Origin of the sequence: Mycobacterium gordonae, assembly GCF_017086405.1 — a bacterium.
Classification (GTDB): Bacteria; Actinomycetota; Actinomycetes; order Mycobacteriales; family Mycobacteriaceae; genus Mycobacterium; species Mycobacterium gordonae_D.
This window is the reverse complement of sequence record NZ_CP070973.1, coordinates 190,762-211,389: the sequence shown is the minus strand read 5'-3', so window position 1 is coordinate 211,389 and position 20,628 is coordinate 190,762. Positions and strand designations below refer to the sequence as shown.

The 20,628-nt window shown below is 67.1% G+C and carries 15 protein-coding genes and 1 pseudogene; 7 read left to right on the top strand and 9 right to left on the bottom strand.

The features are described from left to right. Window positions 1-112 precede the first annotated feature (112 nt). Together JX552_RS00945 and JX552_RS00940 are read left to right on the top strand one after the other, a co-directional pair. Complete coding sequence (locus tag JX552_RS00945; RefSeq protein WP_205875678.1) at window positions 113-1,561, top strand: CoA transferase; 1,449 nt, start codon at window positions 113-115, stop codon at window positions 1,559-1,561. A gap of 374 nt (window positions 1,562-1,935) precedes the next feature. Continuing rightward, on the top strand, window positions 1,936-3,282 hold the full coding sequence (locus JX552_RS00940) for an aminotransferase class I/II-fold pyridoxal phosphate-dependent enzyme (protein ID WP_205875677.1): 1,347 nt from the start codon (window positions 1,936-1,938) through the stop codon (window positions 3,280-3,282). Between the two features lies 1 nt (window position 3,283). On the opposite strand, the gene JX552_RS00935 is transcribed toward JX552_RS00940, so the two are convergent. The 4 genes and pseudogenes from JX552_RS00935 to JX552_RS00920 form a co-directional block, all read right to left on the bottom strand. Next, window positions 3,284-4,651: a serine aminopeptidase domain-containing protein gene (locus JX552_RS00935; RefSeq protein WP_205875676.1), complete on the bottom strand. Its 1,368-nt coding sequence runs from the start codon at window positions 4,649-4,651 to the stop codon at window positions 3,284-3,286. A 31-nt stretch (window positions 4,652-4,682) separates the two neighbouring features. Then, window positions 4,683-6,806: a PPE family protein gene (locus JX552_RS00930; RefSeq protein WP_241010836.1), complete on the bottom strand. Its 2,124-nt coding sequence runs from the start codon at window positions 6,804-6,806 to the stop codon at window positions 4,683-4,685. A 430-nt stretch (window positions 6,807-7,236) separates the two neighbouring features. After that, on the bottom strand, window positions 7,237-8,259 hold the full coding sequence (locus JX552_RS00925) for a LysR substrate-binding domain-containing protein (protein ID WP_241010835.1): 1,023 nt from the start codon (window positions 8,257-8,259) through the stop codon (window positions 7,237-7,239). 88 nt (window positions 8,260-8,347) lie between these two features. Further along, window positions 8,348-9,887 (bottom strand): annotated as a pseudogene (locus tag JX552_RS00920) (PE family protein); the annotation flags it as partial. 338 nt (window positions 9,888-10,225) lie between these two features. Between JX552_RS00920 and JX552_RS00915 the strand changes: the two are divergent. Then, the gene (locus JX552_RS00915; RefSeq protein WP_431195907.1) at window positions 10,226-10,666 is read left to right on the top strand and encodes a hypothetical protein; all 441 of its coding nucleotides are present in this window, start codon (window positions 10,226-10,228) and stop codon (window positions 10,664-10,666) included. 32 nt (window positions 10,667-10,698) lie between these two features. Further along, window positions 10,699-11,253 carry a DUF998 domain-containing protein gene (locus tag JX552_RS00910; protein WP_205875675.1) on the top strand — a complete coding sequence of 185 codons (555 nt, stop codon included), beginning with the start codon at window positions 10,699-10,701 and terminating at the stop codon, window positions 11,251-11,253. Here the strand turns inward: JX552_RS00910 and JX552_RS00905 are convergent. Then, window positions 11,240-12,049, bottom strand: coding sequence for an enoyl-CoA hydratase-related protein (locus tag JX552_RS00905; RefSeq protein WP_205875674.1), 810 nt, complete (start codon window positions 12,047-12,049; stop codon window positions 11,240-11,242). The two genes, JX552_RS00910 and JX552_RS00905, sit on opposite strands and share 14 nt — an antisense overlap. Before the next feature lie 115 nt (window positions 12,050-12,164). On the opposite strand from JX552_RS00905, the gene JX552_RS00900 reads away from it, so the two are divergent. Next, a complete protein-coding gene (locus JX552_RS00900) occupies window positions 12,165-13,397 on the top strand; it encodes an MFS transporter (RefSeq protein WP_241010834.1) in 1,233 nt (410 codons plus the stop codon). A 16-nt stretch (window positions 13,398-13,413) separates the two neighbouring features. Here the strand turns inward: JX552_RS00900 and JX552_RS00895 are convergent, their stop codons facing one another. From JX552_RS00895 to JX552_RS00885, 3 genes are all read right to left on the bottom strand, one after another. Further along, window positions 13,414-16,530 (bottom strand): PE family protein, encoded by a 3,117-nt coding sequence (locus tag JX552_RS00895; protein WP_205875672.1) that lies wholly within the window; start codon window positions 16,528-16,530, stop codon window positions 13,414-13,416. Window positions 16,531-16,739: 209 nt separating this feature from the next. Then, complete coding sequence (locus JX552_RS00890) at window positions 16,740-17,573, bottom strand: acyl-CoA thioesterase domain-containing protein (RefSeq protein ID WP_205875671.1); 834 nt, start codon at window positions 17,571-17,573, stop codon at window positions 16,740-16,742. 9 nt (window positions 17,574-17,582) lie between these two features. Next, window positions 17,583-18,089 carry a glycine-rich domain-containing protein gene (locus tag JX552_RS00885; RefSeq protein WP_205875670.1) on the bottom strand — a complete coding sequence of 169 codons (507 nt, stop codon included), beginning with the start codon at window positions 18,087-18,089 and terminating at the stop codon, window positions 17,583-17,585. A gap of 68 nt (window positions 18,090-18,157) precedes the next feature. Here JX552_RS00885 and JX552_RS00880 point away from each other — a divergent pair, with 68 nt between their 5' ends. Continuing rightward, window positions 18,158-18,439, top strand: a complete 282-nt coding sequence (locus JX552_RS00880; protein ID WP_205875669.1) for a hypothetical protein — start codon at window positions 18,158-18,160, stop codon at window positions 18,437-18,439. Window positions 18,440-18,442: 3 nt separating this feature from the next. Here JX552_RS00880 and JX552_RS00875 read toward each other — a convergent pair whose 3' ends face one another. Next, window positions 18,443-19,162 (bottom strand): NUDIX hydrolase, encoded by a 720-nt coding sequence (locus JX552_RS00875; RefSeq protein WP_205875668.1) that lies wholly within the window; start codon window positions 19,160-19,162, stop codon window positions 18,443-18,445. Window positions 19,163-19,290: 128 nt separating this feature from the next. On the opposite strand from JX552_RS00875, the gene JX552_RS00870 reads away from it, so the two are divergent. After that, window positions 19,291-20,481: a cytochrome P450 gene (locus JX552_RS00870; protein WP_205875667.1), complete on the top strand. Its 1,191-nt coding sequence runs from the start codon at window positions 19,291-19,293 to the stop codon at window positions 20,479-20,481. Window positions 20,482-20,628: the final 147 nt, after the last annotated feature.

The following is a 20,628-nucleotide window of genomic DNA, read 5'->3' as shown; positions in this document are numbered from 1 at the left end:
TTTCTCCATAAGCATCTACTAGACGCAGGGTTACGGGCGGGGCTACCGTGGCGCCATCGGAGGTTCTGCCAGGTCACAGCCGGTGGAGTGCCAACTAACGGAAGTCAAACGGATGCGAACACGACGGGAGTCCCGGCTGCGCGCTGGGGAATTGGGCCAGCTGACGGATCTGCTCAACGCCATTGGCCTGGCCGACCGGTTCACCGGCGACGCCGTGCTGCACGGCAGTGACCCGGTGATCTCATCGCCCCATCGACTCGGGGAAGCTTCGGCGACCGCGTTGCTGCTGATCGCCGCCGCGGGCGCCGCGATATGGCAGGACCGCAACGGTACGAGTACGGATGTCTCCACCGACATCATCCATGCGCTGCACTATCTGCACCCAACTCATTACGTCCGACAGGGCCGCTTCCGGCAGAATGTCGGCGCCGAACATGTGCCCACCAACGGGATCTTCCAGACGCGCGACAAGCGTCACATCATGATCGAAGCGGGTCCGCCTTACCCGAAACTCCTGTCGGGCTACCTCAACTTCTTCGACTGTGGCAATAGTCGGGCCGCGCTGGCACGGGAGATCGCCAAATGGGATGCCGAGCAACTAGAGGACGCCCTCAGCGACATGGGCCTGCCAGCGTGCCGCGCGTTCACTCGCGACGAGTGGCTCCGGCATCCTCAGGGGAGGGCGCTGACCGCCAGTGGGCCAATTGAAATCGTCAAGATCGCTGATGGCCGACCGATTCCATTCGAGGCCGGCGGTTCGTCGCCGCTCGACGGAGTCAGGGTGCTGGATTTCACCCATGTGCTCGCGGGACCCCGAAGTACCCGCACCCTGGCAGAATATGGCGCCGACGTGCTTCGGATCACCTCACCCTTCCACGCCGACACCCTTCCCCAACATCTGGGCACCGATGTCGGCAAGCACAACGCTTATCTCGACCTGCGCTGCAGCGAGGACTTCGCAGCGATGCGCGAACTGGCATCCACCACAGACGTATTCGCCTCGACATACCGGCCGACCGTGAATGCCCGATTCGACCTGCGGCCGCGCTCACTTGCGGCGCTGAGCAACCGCGGACTCGTCTATATGTCGGCCACCGCGTACGGGCACCGGGGCCCTTGGCAAGACCGGCCCGGTTTCGACCAGAACGCGCAGGTGGCAACGGGTTTCGCGATGACAGAAGGTCAAGGCGGTCCGCCCCGGTTCTCCCCGGTCTTCTACCTCGCCGATCTGATCACCGGATACCTGGCGGCGGCGGGCATCATGGCGGCGTTGTATCGACGCGCCACTGAGGGCGGCTCCTACCACGTCAAAGTATCGCTGGCCCGCAGCGCGATGTGGGTTCAAGAATTCGGGCTGGTAGACGACGGCGCCACCGACCTTCCCAAGACAGACACCTATCCGGCACAGACCGTCTCGATCGACACCGCCTACGGGCCGGTCACCAACCTCGCACCGCCGGTGACCTTCTCCAACCTGACGCTTCCGACCACCGATCGGCTGGTGCCTTACGGCTCTGACGCGCCGACCTGGCCGACGCGTCGTGTCGCAGCACCACACTGACGGCGGCAGTTTCGGAAGCAGAAGACAGCGGAATCCGCCCGCCGACACCCGATCACCGGCCGCGCCGGTGATCGCGAGCGCACTGAAAGTCCCCGTCTGACAGGCGCTTCAGCGACTCCCGGGCGGGCCTGGGGCGTCCACCTCCACAGTTGCGAGAAAAGCAAGCGACTGTTGCAAATTACGTGGTGGACGTTTATCGATTCGTGAACCTAGCATCCCACTGTGGGCAGCATCACAGTGAGTCGGTGGAGTGTGATACCCCGCCGAATGTGCGCTGAATGCATTGCGCTGCAAGCAGAAGCGGCCGACGCCGGTAGGACGGGAAGCTCGGCCGATCGATCCGAGTTCGCGGCTCAGGAGGTAAAGCAGTGACCTTGTCAGAACCCCTCACCGAAGTGGATGTGGACTTTCGCGGCGACCGCGTCCCGCACTACAGCCTCCGCGGCAGTCTGCGCGACTTTCGGCAACCCTCCGGTGGCGACTTGATCGACAGGCTTGATGCATTCTTCCAATGGCAGGAGCTGCGCCGCACCCATGGGTTGTGGTCCTACGGCCGATCCACCGAAGCGGGCCCCCGACCGTTCGCGACGGTTTACGACGATCACGGCCGCAAGATGACCGGGGTCAATTTTGCCTCGCAGGACTATCTTTCGCTGTCCGGCCACCCCGCAATCAAGGACACAGCGCGCGCCGCGATCGAAGAGTACGGCGTACACAGCGCCGGATCGCCGGCCCTGGTCGGCAACACCTCAGTATCCCTGGCATTGGAACAACGGATCGCCGACTTCCTCAATGCCGAGCATGTCAGCCTCTTTCCCACCGGATGGGCCGCGGGCTTCGGAGTCGTCAAAGGTCTGGTCCGCCCGTCGGACCACATTGTGATGGACCGACTGGCGCACGCCTGCCTGCAGGAAGGCGCGCAGGCCGCAACCCGCAACATCCACCTATTCGACCACAACAACCTCGACGACGTCCGCGCGAAGCTGCACGCCATCCGATCCCTGGACAAGAATTGCGGGATCATGGTGGTGACCGAAGCACTGTTCTCGATGGATTCCGACACGCCGGATATCACCGTAATGCAAGACTTGGCAAGCGAATTCGGAGCGACGTTGGTCGTCGACGTGGCGCACGACCTCGGCGCCATCGGCAAAGGGGGGCGCGGGCACCTGGGCGTTCAATCCATGATCGGCAAAGTCGATCTGGTGATGGGATCGTTCTCCAAGACATTCGCATCCAACGGCGGCTTCGTGGCTGCCCAGCACCGCAAGGTCAAGGAATACCTGCGGTTCTATTCTTCGCCGAATACGTTCTCCAATGCGCTCTCGCCAGTGCAGGCCGCGATCGTCCTCAAGGCTTTCGATATCGTCGACAGCACCGAAGGAGAGTCGCTCAGGCAGCGACTGATGGCCAATATCCTGCAGTTGCGAACACGTCTGGGACGTGCGGGCTTTGACATCTACGGCGATCCGTCACCCATCGTCTGCGTCAAGATGGGATCGGAGAGCATGGCCCGCCTCGTCAGTCGGCAGTTGCACGCCAAGGGCCTAGTCGCGAACCTCGTCGAGTACCCTGCGGTCCCCCGGGATCAGGCCCGTTTCCGAATGCAGGTGATGGCGAACCACGCCGCAGACGATATCGTCGACGCGGTAGAGAGAATCACCGAGAGTTACCGGAACGCGTGCGCCGAGCACCAGAGATTGGTGAAGTCCGTCCGCTGAATCAGCGCATCGTGGTGGCGAGCCGCCTCAATCGGGGCAGACTCCACCGCCGCCAGGTGCCGTCGAGCACGCGGGCAACAATGCGCCCGGGTAGCCATCCCGGCGTATCGAACCCTACGCGGTAGTCCACGACTGTGCCACCACCCGGTGCGCAACGAAGTTCAATGCGGCCCAGATGATTTCGTACCGGTCCTTTGATAGTGCGGTATTCGATGAGCCGCGGGGGCTGATACGTGACAATCTCTTCCTGGATCCGCCAGATCCCCAGCACGCGTTGCGCTCGGACCGAGCGCAAGCCATCGGGTTCGGCGGCGTCCACCCCGTCACGCACCCGGCGCTGGCGCACCGGCCACAGGACTGCCCAGTGTCTAATCAGAATGCGGAACAGTTGCTCGACAGGCACATCGAGCGTTGCCCTGAACCGCAGCCGATGACGACCAGCGCACTGCGGCGCGGTCACCTTCGCCGGGGCGAGCTGCCCACTACGAGCGACGAGCCAGTCGACCAGGAACGGAAACACGTCCGTCCGTGCGACGGGATGCAACAGCGTGTTCGCATGTGCGTAATCGCGGGCGAAGCCATGCGCCCGACCGGCGGATTGCACTCGCCTGTCCAGGCCGGCCGCCGGCCGCACCATCCGCCGGGTGCGCGAGGCGGGCGCCACACCGTCGCGCGGGGCGGTGATCGCGAGCAATGGAACGTCGACCGTCGTGAGCATGCTCGACAGGTCGCCCCGGCACCGCTCGGCGATACCCCAGCCAACGGCGTCGTCAAGCGCGGCGATCGGCTCGTCTTCGGGGCCAAGGCGCAGCCGCCGCGATGGAAAGACCCCCTTCCAGATCCGTGACCGCACCGCCGCGTTGACAACGCGGTTGGCCAACAACGGGATGTCGACAGCGGAGTTCACCAGTACCAGGCCGGCAAGTCCCGATCGGTCCAGCGTTTCCGCGGCAGCACGGGCCAGCGCCACACCGCCGAACGAATGCCCGAGCCAGAACGCAGGTCGGCCGGTGTCGTCCGCAATCAGCCGTTGGACCGCCGGCAGGTCGACCCGAACCATTTCTTCCCAGCCGGCCCTGGTGCCGAAGGCCTGTGCCACGTCGCCCGTGCCGCGTCGTTCGACGATCCACGGGTCGAATCCCGCGTCGGCGAGGGCTTCCGCGAGACCGCCCGGCCACAGGTATAGGCGCCGGTTGTCGAACATCCCGGGCAGTAGCACCGCGGGAATCCCGCAGCCCTCGCCCAACCGGGTGATGCGGAATCGCCCCCCGTCCCCGACGGTCACCACCGTGGTGCGCATCCGGTGTCGCGTTGCGGGCTGCTCGGTCCACGCAACAGCGAGCGCACGGTCGCGATGATCGCGCCCCATCTGCGAGCCGCTTGTCACTGGGGACGGGATGTCAGTGGAAAATTCCGGACTCTTGGTTCTGCGCATTGAAGAAGCCCGACACCTCGTTGCCCAAGTTCGCGATGCCCGAATTGAATTGAACGAGGGCACCCTCGGCGAGGGTGCCGGCATTGAAGAAGCCGGATATGAATTGGCCGGTGCTGTTGCCGAAACCGGACATATTCGCCGGACCGGTGTAGGTCGGCCCGGTGTTTCTGAAACCCGAGCTGAAAGCTCCCGAATTGAGGAAGCCGGAGCCGAAGTTACCGTGGTTCTCGAAGCCGGAGGAGCCGATGGTGCCCTGGATGACCTGGCCACCGATGATGCTGACGATGTTGTCGGCGGAATCGATGCCTGAGTTGTTCAAGCCTTGATTCGCCACCCCTGACTGGTTGTAGCCGCCGCGGCCGAATTCTCCGTCGATCGCGTTGGAGAATCCCGAGTTGGCAAAGGCTTGATTGAACGGGCTGACGGCTCCGGTGTTGAGATTGCCGCCGTTGAGAATTCCCGTGTTGACGCCTCCGGAGTTGCCGTAGCCGGTGTTGATATCACCGGCGTTGAAGCCGCCGGTGTTTGTGCTGCCGCCGTTGAAGCTACCGAAGTTCGCGGTGCCCGAGTCGAAGAACCCGGTGTTGGTGGCACCCGAGTTGAACAAGCCGGTGTTGGTGGCACCGGAATTGAACAAACCGGTGTTGGTGGTGCCCGAGTTGAAGAATCCCGTGTTGGTGGATCCCGAGTTGAACAGCCCGGTGCTGTAACTCCCGGAGTTGCCCAGGCCGGTGTTCAGGTATCCGGAGTTGCCGATGCCGGTGTTCCACTTGCCCGACGTGCCGAATTCGAGGCTGAGGGGTCCCACGCCCTCCCCGGAATTGGCGATGCCCCAGTTGTCGTCGCCGGAGTTGAAAAAGCCGATGTTGTTGGTGCCCGAGTTGAACAGGCCGATGTTTCCGGAGCCGCTGTTCAAACCCGCGAAGTTGATGCCGACCTGGTTGTCGCCAGACAGTCCGAAACCGATGTTGTTGTTGCCTTTGTTGCCGAACCCGATGTTGTTGCTGCCGAGATTGCCGAGACCGAAATTGGCGTTGCCCAGATTTCCGCTTCCAACATTCGCGGAACCCGTGTTTCCACTCCCCAGGTTGGTGTCGCCGGTGTTCCCCAGGCCGAAGTTGCCATCACCGGTGTTCCCGCTGCCCAGGTTGTGGCTGCCCCAATTGCCGCTGCCGAGGTTCAAGTTGCCGAGATTTCCGCTGCCGAGGTTCGAACTACCGAGGTTGCCGAGTCCGAAGTTGGCGTCGCCGGCGTTTCCGCTTCCGAGATTGAGCCCACCGAGGTTGCCGCTGCCCAGGTTGTAGTTGCCCAGGTTTCCGCTGCCGAGATTCAGGGTGGCCGGAAGCGGAGTCCCCGAACTCCCCTTGCCCGAGGCGCCGTTTCCGCTGCCGAGGTTGAGCGTCCCGAAGTTGCCACTGCCAAGGTTGTAGCTGCCGCTGTTGCCGAACCCGGGGTTCAGCGCCCCGACATTGCCGAGACCGAGGTTGAGCGCGCCGACGTTTCCCGGGGTGATGTTGATGGTTCCCCCGATCTGGCCGACGCTGATGTAGAGACCCTCCGGCGTCACGTACCAGGGAGTCAGCGGCGCGATCGCGGCAGCCGCCGCAGCGTGATATTCGGCCATGGCCGCGACGTCTTGAGCCCAGAGCTGCTCGTAGGTTGCCTCCGCGGCCGCGATAGCCGGTGCGTTCTGTCCGAACAGATTCGACGCCACCAAAGCGATCAGCTGGGAGCGATTCGACGCCACGACGACGGGATGCACGACAGCGGAACGCGCCTCATCGAACACCGCGGCTACGGTGTTGGCCCCAATTGCCGCCTGCTCGGCCTGCGCCGCCGCCGCGCTCAGCCAGCCGACGTAGGTGTGCGCCACGCCCGTCATCGCCTGTGCCGACGGTCCCTGCCAGGACTCGCCCACGAGCCCGAGCGTCACCGAGGAGAAGCTGCGTGCGGCCGAGTGCAGATCGTCGGCCAGCCCACACCAGGCATCCGCTGCGGCCGTCATCGGAGCCGACCCCGCCCCTGCGAACATCAAAGCTGAGTTGATCTCCGGCGGTAGCACGAAAAAGTTCACGACGACCTCACCCATCCAACGAGCTGCGCCGACAGGTCGAGTCCTTGTCAGCCACAGCGCCATCTGCCTGTGGGGCGTCGCCGAAGTCGGCCGGTAACCCCGCTGGCGACTCACGCTATGCAACGCCGTTCGCAACGGTCTAGTAGAAGGTTGCGAACGAAAAGTTGCGCCTCACACAAATTTTGCGAGTCCGAGCGCCCCTCTCGTCGAGAGCGACGGCTGCGACGCCTGTTTGCTCGACGGTGCGTGCGGTGCACCCTCAGTCCCGACAGCCGCGGAGTTCAACGATGTTCACCTCGGCCAGTCGCTCGCGAATCCGGCTACGCCACCTGGCTTGACGGGCAAGCGGGCCCGAAACATGGAGTATCCACACTGGTTTCGGGGTGTTCAGCGGCCCGGCCGCACCGTCGACAGCCCTCTCCAACGCCCCATACTTCGAAAGCGATTAGGGCGCCACGTCCAACAGGTGCCGGTGGACACACTCCGGCCTCTTCGCCGAGGTGCCCTTCTTCAGCAAGGTGCCGACGTCTGTCCGGTTCGGCCCGGGTAGATACGCCGACCGTCGGGCTGCAGCGATCGCGGTGTCTCGGAAGGCGGCTGCCGACGGCGGTAGGTATCGATTGGTCATCCATCCGATGGCAACGACCTTGATCAATTCCGGGTCGTCGATCGGGATCTCGATGGTGTCGGCCAACGCGGTTGCCGCCCGCGGCAGCACGGAGATACCCAACCGCGCCCTGACCAGCCCCCGCAACGTCGTCACGTCGGTACCTTCGAGAACGATCGCCGGCGTGAACCGGTGACGTATGCACGCGTCGTCGAAGATGCGGCGCAGAGCGGGTTCGGAGTTCAACACCACGAACTGTTCGCCGGCCAACTCCTCGAAGCCGATCAGCTTGCGGCAGGCCGACGGATGTTCACGGTGAACGACCGCGCACCACTGCTGAGTGAACAACTGCTGCCACTCGACACCCGGTGAGTCGTCGGATGTCATTGGGTAACTGAGGCATACGTCCAGGACGCCGTTTGCCAGGTCGGTGACGAGTCCTGGCCCGGTGCCCTGGCGCAGCTCGAACCGGGCCGCCGGATAGCGGTCGCGGTGACGGCGTATCAGCCGAGGCACCGTCGAGATGCCCAGTGAACCGAGAAATCCAAGCGCCACCGTTCCGGAGTCCACCCCTGCCAGCCGGCGCACGTCCTCGACCGCGGCATCCAAGTTGCGCTGAGTTTTCAGACTCGCCCGCAAGAAGACCTGCCCGAACCGATTCAGTTCATTGGATCTACCGCTCCGGGTGAACAGCTCGACGCCGATTTCCGACTCGAGAATGGCAATGGCACGGCTGACCGCGGACTGGGACACCAGCAGTCTGTCGGCGGCATCCCGCAGCGTGCCGCATTCGGCCACCGCTTGGAAGTAGCGAAGTTGGTACAGCTCCATGGAAATCACCGGGCTTTCGCGGACAGGCACCGTCAGTGATCGGATCGGACGACGAGACTGCTCCTTGACAGGGGTTCAAGGACAACACCTTTCAGCTCAATGTCGAAGACCCGGGCACCCCGGGGCTACCGAACCACAGGCCCCCGGCCCCACCGGAGCCGCTGGGTCCGCCCGCCGCCGGACCATTGAAGGCCGCCCCGCCGCTGCCTCCGTTGCCGCCGTTGCCGAGCAGTTTGGCGCTGCCGCCGGCGCCGCCTGCCCCAGCGTTTCCGAACCCACCCACAAAGACGTTGCCGCCGCTGCCCCCGCTACCGCCTGAGCCGGTGAGGTTGCCACCGACGCCTCCCGCGCCGCCATCTCCGCCGGAGAAGGTGCCCCAGCCGCCCGTGCCACCGGCCCCGCCGTCGCCGAACACCCGGCCGCCGGCCCCTCCCACGCCCCCGGACCCGCCGTAGTTCGCGAAGCCTCCGCCGCCGCCGGTGCCGCCCAGACCCATCAACGAACCGCCCGCCCCGCCGTTGCCGCCGGCACCGCCAACCCAATTTGCGATGACCCAGTTTGAAACCCCCCGTACCCGCCCGCACCACCGGCGCCGCCGAGGCCGAAAAGGCCAGCGGCTCCTCCGTTTCCGCCGTCACCACCTGCCCCGGTGAGGGTGCTCATGTCCGCCGGCAGCGGGTTGACGGAGCCACCCGCTCCGCCGGTGCCTCCGTGGCCGAAGATCTTGCCGCCCGCACCGCCGTCGCCGCCGTGCCCCCCGATGTAGGGACCTTGGTTTGGTCCCGAGGATCCACCGACACCACCGACACCGCCTGCGCCGAACAGTCCCGCCGAGCCGCCCGTGCCGCCGGCTCCCGGGGCCGCGCCATTGAGGGCTTGCCCGCCTGCCCCACCGTCGCCTCCGGCGCCGAAGATCAATCCGCCCGTGCCGCCGGTACCGCCCGCCCCGGCCATGTTGACCGAATCGCCGCCGGCACCACCGGCGCCGCCACGACCGAACAGACCCCCGCCCCGCCGCTCCCGCCAGCCCGGCCCGGCCCTCCGGCGCCCCCGTTGCCGCCGGCCCCCCACAAGAGGCCACCGGCACCGCCTGATCCGGCCGCAGCGCCGTCTCCGCCACTAGTACTGAAGCCGCCGGCCCCGCCGGCGCCACCATTTCCGAAAAGACCCGCGGCGCCGCCGTTTCCGCCGGCCTGGCCCTCCCCGCCAGATCCGCCGTTCCCGCCGTTGCCCCACAACAATCCGCCGTTGCCACCATTGGCGCCGGATTGTGGGGCGGCATCGGCGCCATTGCCGATCAGCGGACGGTTCAGCAGCACCAAGGTTGGCGCATTGACGGCCGTGAGTACCTCCAACTGAAGCCTCTGCAGTGCGGCGTTCGTGGTTTCGGCTGTCGCGTAGGCTCCGGCACCCGCACTCATAACGCGGACGAACTGGCTGTGAAACGCCGCGGCCCGAGCGCTGATTTCCTGGTACGCCTGAGCATGTGCACCGAACAACTCAGCGATGGCCGCCGACACATCGTCGGCACCTGGGGCGACCACGGCGGCCGTGGGAGCCGACGCGGCGGCGTTCGCCTCGCTGATTGCCGAGCCGATATTCATCAGGTCCGAGGCCGCCGCCGACACTGACTCCGGCACCGCAATGACAAACGACATCCGTCGCCTCCCGGCCATGGGCTTTCGTGGCGCAACATCTTCGGGCGAGTCCACGCAATCACATTTGCAGCGGTGACGCGACTTCCCCTTTTCACCAATCCGCAAGGGATCATTGCGTTTTCCCGCACGATTGGAACTCTTCGGGGGCATCCGTCCGACCGAGTTGAGCTGCGGACAGTTCGCGATCCGGCAGCACCTGTCCCGGCGCGCAGATCCACCGGTTTGCCGCGCCGCACTCAACAGCGTCTTCGAAATTCTCTACGGATAGACTCCGGCGCCACCCCAGCGCCGCAATGCCGCGGCGTCGGCCCTTCGGCTTCGGCCACCAGGCTGACATGATGAACCTCATGCTTGCCCTCAACTCGCCGGTAACCATCGATTCTGATTACGAATCCGTCGTGGGCTCGGTCGCCGTCGTCGAAAGCGTCGCGGTCGCCGGCTCGGCGGCGGTCGCCGGCAGCGTCGCAGTGGCCGGGTCGGTGACAACCGCGGGCAGCGTGGCAGTGGCCGGGTCGGTGTCCACCGCCGGCAGTGTCGCGGTGGCGGGATCAGCAGCCACGGCGGGCAGCGTCGGCGTGATCGCCTGCCTGCTTACGGTCATCTGCGTGGCCGTGCGGGAATGCGTGGCATGCCTGGCGTGTGTCGCCTGCACCCGTTGCGTCGCCTGCCTCGGGTGCGTGCGCTGCACCGATTGCGTCGGGTGCATCGGCTGCGTGAACTGCTCTGGGTTGCGCAATGTCAAGGGCGCCAGAAACGTTCACGTGCAGCCCGGCCAGTGAGGTGGCGCACCGTCGGGGCCGGCGTTTGGTGCGTGGGAGTCGTCGGCTATCTGATCCTGGAAGCCGTCACCGCTGCCGCCTACCCGACAACCTATAGCTACGCGCTCAACTACATCAGTGATCTCGGGAGAGTAGGCCCGCGCGCACCGTTGATGCATGCCGCGTTTTGCCTGCAAGGCACCATGTTCCTGCTGGGCGCGCTGTTGATTGCCGGTGTGCCTTTCGGGCGGGACAACCGCCTTTTCGTGGTGCTGGTATCAGCGAACGCTGTCGGCAACGTTCTAGTCGGCACGGTGCCCAGTGGGTTGATCCACCTCATCGGCGCGACACTGGCGCTTGTCGGCGGTAATGCCGCCATTCTGCCTGGATCGGCACACCTGCTGCCGCAGCTGCGATGGTATCGCAATGCCTCGAAAGCGATTGCCGCCCTGGGATTTCTGTGCCTCGCGCTGCTGGTGGGCAATTGCACGGCGCTGCCTGTCGGTGTGTGGGAGCGAGGCAGCGCCTATTCGATCTTCGGGTGGCAGTTACTCACCGCGGCGGGACTGCTGGCGCGTCGGGACGACGCCACCATCACGTGCCGGTGAAGTTCGGCCGCCGCTTCTCCAGAAACGCGCGCGGTCCTTCCTTCGCGTCGGCCGAGGCCATCACAGCCATGCCGAGTTCCAGCTCACGCGGAAAGGCCTCGGCTTCGGTCTTTTCCAGGTTCTCGATTACCGAGGCCTTGATGTTGCGTACCGCCAGTGGGCCATTCGCGGCCACCTGCTGCGCTATCTCGCGTGCCCGGTCCAGTGCACCCCCGGCCGCGGTCACCTGCCCGACCAGGCCTACCTCGTAGGCCCGCTGCCCGGAGATCGGCGTGCCGGCGATCAGCATCTCCATCGCGACGGTGTAGGGGATCTGACGGGGCAATCGGATCGTTGACGCGCTCATCGGAAACAGACCGCGCTGCACTTCGCTGATCGCTAATTGTGCGTTCTCCGCGGCCACCCGGATGTCGAATGCCTGCAGGATCTCCATCCCGCCGGCGTAGCAGTAACCCTCGACCGCGGCGATGATTGGTTTCCTGACGTAGTGGTCCTTCAGAAATCCCTTGTAGATCAAGGCGAAATCCGACCTGACCCGCTCCTCGTACTCGTTCTGGGCGGGTTCTCCGGCGATCAGGGCCCCAACCAGGCGATCGAGATCCGCGCCGGCGGAGAAATTCCCGTCCGCTCCGGTCATGATTGCGACCCGCAAGTCCGGGTCCTGGTCCAACAGATCCCAGGCATCGGCGAGTCGGCACAGCACTTCCGGATTGAAGGCGTTGCGCTTCTCGGGCCGGTTGAGGGTGATGGTGAGGATGTGCTGGTCGCGCTCGAGGAGCACTGCCGGTTCTGCCACGTACTGGTGTGTAGCACGAAACTGCCGTCGCGAGAAGTGACATGGGTCTCGACCAGGAATATCGCGGCCGGCCACATCGTCGTTGCATCGGTAGGCAGTTGAGGAGGGGATGTCCGTGACGAGGCCGAGCGGGGCCGCCGCCCTGGTGTACCAGCCGTCGGCGGCGGCGACCGCGAAGCCCGCGCTTCGCGCAGCAGGTCGCCAGCAGGCCTTGTTCGCCGGTGTCCTGGCCGTCCTGCTCGCAATGGGCTGGGCGGCCAATCACTTCGCCGCGCTCATACCGGCCATCAGCGACCGCCAACACCTCACGACCGCCGCTGTGGACATCATGTTCGGCATCTACGCGCTCGGACTGCTGCCGGGCCTCCTGCTGGGCGGACGCGCCTCAGACACGTTCGGGCGTCCGTCGGTGGCGTTGGCAGGCTCAGGCACGGCGCTGGCCGGAACGGTCACCATGCTCGCGTCGCAACAGTCTGAGGCTCTACTGATCGGGCGCCTGGTCGTCGGGCTGGGAGTGGGGCTGGCCGTGAGCTCTTGTACCGCATGGGCATCCGACCTCAAGGGACCCGCGGGTGCGGCGTTGGCCGGTACGGTTCTGATCACGGGTTTCGCTCTGGGTCCATTCGCTTCGGGTGTGACCGCGTCGGCCGGGCATTCCGGCGTTCCGGTGTCATTCGGCATTGCCGCCGCGGTGATCGCGTTGGCGATGGTCGGCGCCGGATTTGGCCTGCGCAGAGCCAACCCGATGGCCCCCACATCGGAGCGGACCCGGCCAGTTGGTGGCCACAGCACCCGGCGCGCGTTGAGCTGGGCGATGCCGCTGGCGCCCTGGGTGTTCATCTCGGCCACACTGGCTTTCGTCACGATCCCCACGCGGGTCCACACTGGGCTCGCCGCCCCACTGGCCGCCGGGACGGCGGCGCTGATCACCAACGGCGCCAGCGGAATCAGCCAGGTGGTCGCCAGAGCGCGTCGCTGGGGCCCGCAAACCGGCACCGTCGGCGCGCTGCTGGCTGCGATCGGCTACGTCGTCGTCGCGGCCACTCCCGCCGACATTCCGCTCGGGCTGGGCATCGCGGTGGTGATGATGCTCGGGTGCGCATCGGGCCTCTGCCTGCGTGAGGGCCTGATCGATCTGGAAGCTGCTGCGCCACAACGCGTCCGGGGCACTCTCACCGGTACGTTCTACTCGGTCACCTACCTCGGATTCGGCCTGCCGCTGCTGCTGACGATGCTCGGGCCAGGCCGGGAATCAACGCTGATCTTTGTGACGCTGGCCGGTTTGGCGGCCGCCGCGGCAATCGGCAGGTCAGTGCGGCTGCGGCGCAACGGACACCGACAGACCTGATGGAAGACCACGGTCATCAAATGATGACCGTGGCCGTTCCATCCAGACCGGCTAAACCGGCGACGCCTCCAGGCCCTCCGGTGCCCCCAGCGCCGCCGGCGCCGCCGGATGCTTGGGCGCTAGCGTCTCTCACTTGGGCGTCTCCGCCGTCGCCGCCATCGCCTCCCGCGACTGCTGCTGCCGAACTGTCGCCCCCGTCACCGCCATCGCCGGCCAACGTCAGACCCGAGGCAAGCCCGGCGGAAATCGCATCGCCACCGTTTCCACCTGCTCCCCCCTGGGCACCGTTGCCGCCAGCCCCGCCCTTGCCTCCGGTGGCCCTGAAAGAAACGTTACGGTTGCCATTGGTCGCGGCCCCTCCGGCGCCACCCTTGCCACCGGCACCCGTGGTGCTCGAGCCACCAGCGCCCCCTTGACCTCCCTCGCTGGTGCCTTTGCCGCCGTTCGACGCGGAGCCACCGTCACCGCCGTCACCGCCGGTCGGGCCGTCGCCGCCCGCTCCGCCGCTGCCGCCGATGTAAGAACCTGACGAGTTGCTTCCCGCGTCTGTTGCCGAGCCGCCGGCACCACCCGATCCTGCTGTGCCGTTCTGCCCACCATTTCCGCCGGCGCCACCAGCGCCGCCGACAACGCTCCCGGTCCCGTCGAGTGAGGACGCATTTCCGCCGCTGCCGCCCTTGCCACCGTTGCCACCGCCGAGTACCGCGTTGCTTGCGGAGCCACCGTCGCCTCCGGCACCGCCAGTCGCCGCGGCGTCCGCGGAGCCCCCATTACTCAGCGAGGCGAACCCGCCGGCTCCCCCATTGCCACCGACATTGCCGTTACCGCCCGATCCGCCCTTGCCGCCCAGGGCGCTACCCGTGGCGGCGGCATCGGAAAGGGTCGCGTTGCCGCCTGCTCCGCCATCCCCGCCGGCGTCGAGATTGCTCCCGCTGCCGCCGTCGCCCCCGGCTCCGGCGTAAGCGTTCCCCGTAACGGAGTTCGACGTCGCGTCCCCTCCGGCCCCGCCCTTGCCACCGACCCCGCCGCTGCCGCCACTTCCGCCACGCCCGCCACGGGCATCGCCCGCGCCGCCAGCGTTGGAGACGGTCGCGTCGCCACCGGACCCGCCGTTGCCTCCGACGCTGTCGGCGCCCACGTCGATGCCGTCCGCTCCGGCCCCGCCGATGGCGTCTCCGGTTCCCATGTTGACCGCCGCACCGCCGTCTCCGCCGTTACCCGTACCGGAGCCGGTGCCGCCGGTGCCGCCGACGCCGCCCTTCCCGCCGGTGGCTGTTGCCACCGAGGCGGAATTGGTGATGGTGGCGTCGCCACCGGACCCGCCGTTGCCACCGACACCGGCAGCGACGTTGACGCCGGCCGCCCCGGCGCCGCCAAGGGCGTCTCCGGATCCGCTGTTGATTGCTGCGCCGCCGTCTCCGCCGTCACCTGTGCCCGTTCCGCCGACGCCCCCGGCTCCACCGCGGCCGCCCACTGCCTTCCCGGATCCGCTATTCGTCGCTGTGCCCCCAGTACCGCCGTTTCCACCCACGCCGCTTTGGGCAGATCCGCCTGCCCCGCCGAGGCCGCCAGTCGCATCGCCTGGCCCGTTCATAATGCCGGCGCCACCCTTGCCGCCATTGCCGCCGATGCCGGTCCCGGTGCCGGCACCCCCGTTGCCACCGGTGCCGCCCACACCGGTGATCGAACCGCCGGTGCCCCCGGCCCCGCCGTCTCCGCCGTTGGCGGCCACGCTGTTGAGCGCGGCATTGCCTCCGGCCCCGCCGGCGCCGCCGTTACCGTAGCTCCCGCCATTACCGCCGACCCCACCGGCGCCGCCGGGCGTGCCCTGGGCTGCGAACGTGGCGTCATAGCCGGCACCGCCGCTGCCACCATTGCCGCCGTTGCCCGGAATCACGACGCCGACATTGCCCCCAACGCCGGCACTGGCACCCGGACCACCGGCGCCGCCTCCGCTGCCCCCGACTCCGACGCCACCAGGATTGCCCCCGTTTCCTCCGGTCCCTCCGACGGTCGTGGCATTGCCGTCGCCTCCCGTGCCCCCGTCACCTGGTGCACCGGCATTGCCGCCCGCACCGCCGACGCCGCCGGCACCGTTTGCGCCAGGCTGTCCCCCACCGGGGGAACCCTGCCCCCCAGCCCCGCCCATCCCGCCGTTACCGCCGTTGCCGCCAGACCCACTGTCCCCCCCATCACCGCCGGTGGCGCCGTCGACCGTGGCGCTCCAGCCGGCTCCGCCGACCCCGCCGACTCCACCGGCACCACCCGCTCCGCCCTGCCCGCCGGCACCCCCGCTACCGAACCACCGGCCCCCGTCACCGCCGGCCCCACCCGTACCGCCGTTACCGCCGTCACCGCCGGGGCCCCCGATCCCACCCGCCGACGTAGAAGTTCCCGGGGTGCCCGCGACGCCGACGGCGCCCGCCGCACCGGACCCGCCCGCGCCACCAGCCCCGCCGTTACCGAACAACACCGCGTTACCACCGACGCCGCCGATGCCGCCCGCCACGGTGCCGGCCCCGATCCCGCCGGCGCCCCCGGCACCGCCGTTACCCCACAACCAACCACCACTACCCCCGGCACCGCCGGCCCCACCCCCGACACCGCCGACGCCCCCTGAACCACCAGCGCCGAACAAACCCGCAGCCCCACCGGCCCCACCCGCCTGTCCAGCAGCACCTGATCCGCCGTGACCGCCATTGCCCCACAGGATCCCCGCCGCACCACCATTCTGACCCGTCCCAGGCGCCCCATTGGCGCCGTTGCCGATCAGCGGGCGTCCGAACAACAGATCTGCGGGTCCGTTGACGACTCCCAACACCGCGTCCTCAAGTACCTGCAACGGCGACACACTGGCCGCCTCGGTGGCGGCATACGCAGCCCCAGCCTGCGCCAAGCCCTGCACGAACCGGGTGTGCACGGCCGCCGCCTGCACACCCAACGCCTGATATGCCTGGCCGTGGCACGAAAACACCGCCGCAACCGCCGCCGACACCTCATCGTCAGCCGCAGCCGCCACCCCGGTGGTCCACAACGCCGCAGCGGCACGGGCCGCATCCAGCGACGACCCGATCCCTGTCAGTTCTGCCGCCGCAGCCGCCACCACATCCGGCACCGCGATCATGTACGACACGGTCAACTCCTCCTGGAAAGCAGGCACGTTCTTGGCGGGATGCATGGTTGCACAGCCCAGCCGAACGTTTCGCCACGATCGGCGATCAAACCCCCTGAGCTGCGCACTTACCCCGAGTTGATACACCACTTCGCCGGCCGCACCGGGGAAATCATCAGCCGGCGGAACTCATCCCCCGACCGCCGCAACCAACCTGGCGGCGCGGTGATTCAGCTGGGCTGAGTTTCCGTTGGGGCAAGGAACCCGGTCTGGGCGATCGCCACGGACACACAGGTGCCGATCGGGCCGGTAGAGTCGACCAGCACAGCCGAACCGGTCGCGACCCCGCCGTCGCTGCAGTGCGTCAGTGACGCCAGGCCGAGGTGCGGTCCGTGCGGCAGCCTGGTCAGCGTCAGGGTGTAGTCGACGTTGATGAATTGCAGCCTTCGGGATCCCCAGTTGGCGATCGACGCCGTGATGTCACCGGCCATGGCCGCGCGGGTGAAGGCGGTCATCGGGTCGGCGTCGACCAGTGGGCGCGTCTCCTGCAGCCAGGTGTACTTCTGCCCAGGGGTGTCGGCCCAACCGGGCTCGGGGTTCTGAATGTCCGCACCCCAGCCATACGTCCGGATGAACAGCGACTCGACATCGCTCTGCTCGGCCGGGATAGCCGGCATGTGCACGGGTGATGACCACACCTGCCCGTCGGGTTGAGCGCCGCGCCGCAGGAAAAGCGCACTGGCATGCGCGACCGGGTTGCCGTTCTGGACGAGGCCGACTTCGACCAGACGCAGTCGCCGACGATCTTGCCGAACCCGGGTGTGCACCTCGACCGGTTCGAGAGCGGTTGGACGCGGCAGATCGATGGTCAGACGCGCCGGTTGAAATTGCGGGTCGTCCACGAGCCGTTCGGCTGCCCAGCCAAGCAGACCGCCGACGACGTGGCCACTCAGCGATGGGCCCCACCCACCCCGCGCGATTTCGGTTGGTAGATAACGATTTCCGTCGCGAACGAGGTAAGGCAGCTGCACTGCCGAGGCAGCGCCGTCGGAATTGCCTTGCACACCGCGTTTCTACCGCACCCGGGCGGCGGCTCTGGCGCGGGCCACCGCGGACCGGATTTCCGCGACGCGCTCGACACTCACGCCCCAGGGTTCCTCGACACCGACCCGCTCGTCGAGATCCCACAGCACACACTGCTCGCCGGGCCCGGCGACCAACTCCCAGGCGATGATCGTCCTGCGAAGCTGCTCGGCCGCCGAGTCACCGGCGACGCCTGTGGGCGCGCCGCCGTCGGGGTGGTGGTGAAGAAACCTGCCGTAGGCCTTGTCGCAGAACTCGGCATAGCGTGCGGTGCACAGGATCAACCCGTGCCAGGCCTCATCGACGGCGCGCGACGGCATACCGATGACCTGGTTGTCCGGTAGGGCGGCCGCGCAGCAGAGCAGCCATTGGCGCAAGCCGATCTCCACCAGCGTTCTGGGCTGCCACGGACATGTCTTGAACACGGCCGGAAGGAGCTCGAGTTCGGTCACCGCGACGCGTGCCCGACCGTAACGATCCCGCCGTCGGCCCCACACGGCCTTCACTGTAAGGGGCGCCCGAAATGTCCGCGGACTACCGGAAAATCCTCACGTAGCCTTTGCGCATGAACAGCGGAGGCATGCTGCTGGTCGCGCTGGGCGGCATCAGCATGGTGTGGCTTATCGGGTATGCCATCTACCGGCCGGCCTCGAAGCGGGGCCAAGGTTCGAACAACGGAATCTGGGGCTCGGGATCGGGAACCGACGGCGGTTCGAGCGGTTGCGGCGGCGGCAGCAGCTGCAGCTCCAGCAGCTGCAGTGGCGGGTCCAGTGGCTGCGGCGGCGGGTCCAGCGGCTGCGGCGGCGGCAGCGGGTGTGGTGGCGGAGGCTGCGGCGGCGGCAACTGACTGTTATCGCCAGGCGAACGTCGGCTGCTCGAGTTCATCGACCCGATCGTGGCGGCCTTCCAGGCCCAGCCAGCGCAGCTGCAGCAGCACCGCGCCGGTCGGCGCGTGGATCAGGTCGTTGCCCAGCGGGATCTGCACAACCGGGCGGGGGCTTTCGGCGATGCTGATGAACCGCGGTGAATCCGCACGCTGCAGTTGGTGCAATCCCACCCGGTACACCGCCAGCACCTCGTCGGGCGCCGGACGCAGATCCAGCCGGCCGCCTCCCCAGATGACGACCGGCGTGATGACGTAGCCCGAACGCGTCGGGTAGTCGTCGAGCAGACCCAGCACCGACGACTCCGGCAACCGGACCCCGACCTCTTCATCCAATTCGCGCAGCGCCGCCTCGACCACCGTCTCGCCCGGATCCAGACGGCCGCCCGGCAGCGCCCACTGCGCGGCGTGAGTCCGCAGCCGAGACGTTCTGCGGCACAACAGAAATGCGGCGCCTCCGGCAACGTCGATCATGTGGCCGTCGAGGAGTTCGTCCGGCAGTGGACGGCCGCCGATCCAGTCATCCACCGGGGCGGGATCCACCCGGTCTTCGCCGATCTCGGAGTCGACAAGAACCAGCGCCACGGCCGCGTGCCGCTTGGACGGGTCGGTGACGAGGCGGCGGTCATGACCCGCCAAGCGCAGACGGATCTGTTCACGCAGCACGTCGTCGTAAGCGATCGTCACCGTTCGACCATAAGCCCGAGTCGACCGCACTTGAGTGACGATTTCGCCAGGAAGAGTTGACTGAGACAACCGCGGTATGTGACGATTTCGTCAGCAATCGCCAAGCGCTGACCCGAGGAGGCCTCACGATGGGTCGCGCTCCGGGCGGCGTGCCCGTGGATAGCGCGAACATCTATACCTCCGATGCCCTCGTGGACCCATACCCGCATTACCGGCGGCTGCGGCGTGCGGGGTCGGTGGTCTGGCTGCGCAGGCACCGGGTGTACGCGCTGCCGCGTTACGCGGAGTGCAAGGCCACGCTGCGCAACGACGACCTGTTCATCTCCGGAAACGGTGTCGCGCTGAACTCGTTGAGCAATCGCCTGTCGCGCGGCACCACGCTCAACAGCGACGGTGCCGAACACGATCATCGCCGCAAGCTACTGGCCCACCGCCTGCTGCCCAGGGCGTTGCGTTCGGTCGGGGAAACCGTCGACGAACAGGCCGACGCGGTGGTGGAGGCCGCGGTGCGCCGGGGCGCCGTCGACGCGGTCGCCGATCTCGCTACCGCGCTGCCGCTGGCGATCGTCCCCGACCTCGTCGGCTGGCCGCGCGACGAGCGCGAGCACCTCATCGCCTGGGGCGGCGCCACCTTCGACATCCTCGGCCCACTGAATTGGCAAGCCGTCAAGAGCATTCCGCGCAGTTTGCAGATGCTCATGTTCGCGCGCCGGGTGGTGCGAAACCGCTCCGTGATCGAAGGGAGCATGGCGCACGAATTGCTGTGCGCCGCCGACGACGGCAAGCTCACCCACGCGGAATGCCCGAAGCTGATGGTCGACTACATCGCCCCCTCGCTGGATACCACGATCAGCGCCATCTCCAACGCCGTCTACCTGCTGGCAACACATCCCGAACAATGGCGCCTACTCAAGGACGACCCCGGTCTGATCCCCAATGCGATCAACGAGGTGATTCGCTACGAATCACCGCTGCGCGCCTTCACCCGCCAGGTCCGAAACGACACCGAAGTCGACGCGACGCCGATACCGAGGGGCTCACGGCTGCTGATCCTGTACGCATCGGCCAACCGGGACGAGAGCGAGTGGGACCGCCCCGACACCTTCGACATTCGCCGCGACGCAAGTCGCCAGATCGGCTTCGGCAACGGCGCCCACGCCTGCGCCGGCCAGGGGCTCGCCCGCATGGAAACCGCCGCGATCCTGCGTTCGCTGCTGCAGCGGGTTGACCGGATCGAGGTGGCCGGGGAACCGACCTGGGCCGTCAACAACATCATTCACCGCCACGAGCATCTGCCGGTCAAGCTCATCGCGGCCTGAACCCAGCGCCGAAAGTGTCCGATGCGGTGACGTCGAATCGACATCGTATTCCCCCACCCGGACGTGGCGGTACCCACATAGTTAGGACACTAACTAATAGTGTACGATAAGACTTCTCGGAGCCGAGTACGACTTCGATTGGCATTG

Coding starts and splice junctions, on each gene's coding strand:
- JX552_RS00915 (WP_431195907.1), top strand. CDS start 10,226: ATGAACCTCATGCTTGCCCTCAACTCGCCGGTAACCATCGATTCTGAT.
- JX552_RS00930 (WP_241010836.1), bottom strand. CDS start 6,806: ATGGGTGAGGTCGTCGTGAACTTTTTCGTGCTACCGCCGGAGATCAAC.
- JX552_RS00870 (WP_205875667.1), top strand. CDS start 19,291: ATGGGTCGCGCTCCGGGCGGCGTGCCCGTGGATAGCGCGAACATCTAT.
- JX552_RS00935 (WP_205875676.1), bottom strand. CDS start 4,651: ATGGGGCGCGATCATCGCGACCGTGCGCTCGCTGTTGCGTGGACCGAG.
- JX552_RS00945 (WP_205875678.1), top strand. CDS start 113: ATGCGAACACGACGGGAGTCCCGGCTGCGCGCTGGGGAATTGGGCCAG.
- JX552_RS00880 (WP_205875669.1), top strand. CDS start 18,158: ATGAACAGCGGAGGCATGCTGCTGGTCGCGCTGGGCGGCATCAGCATG.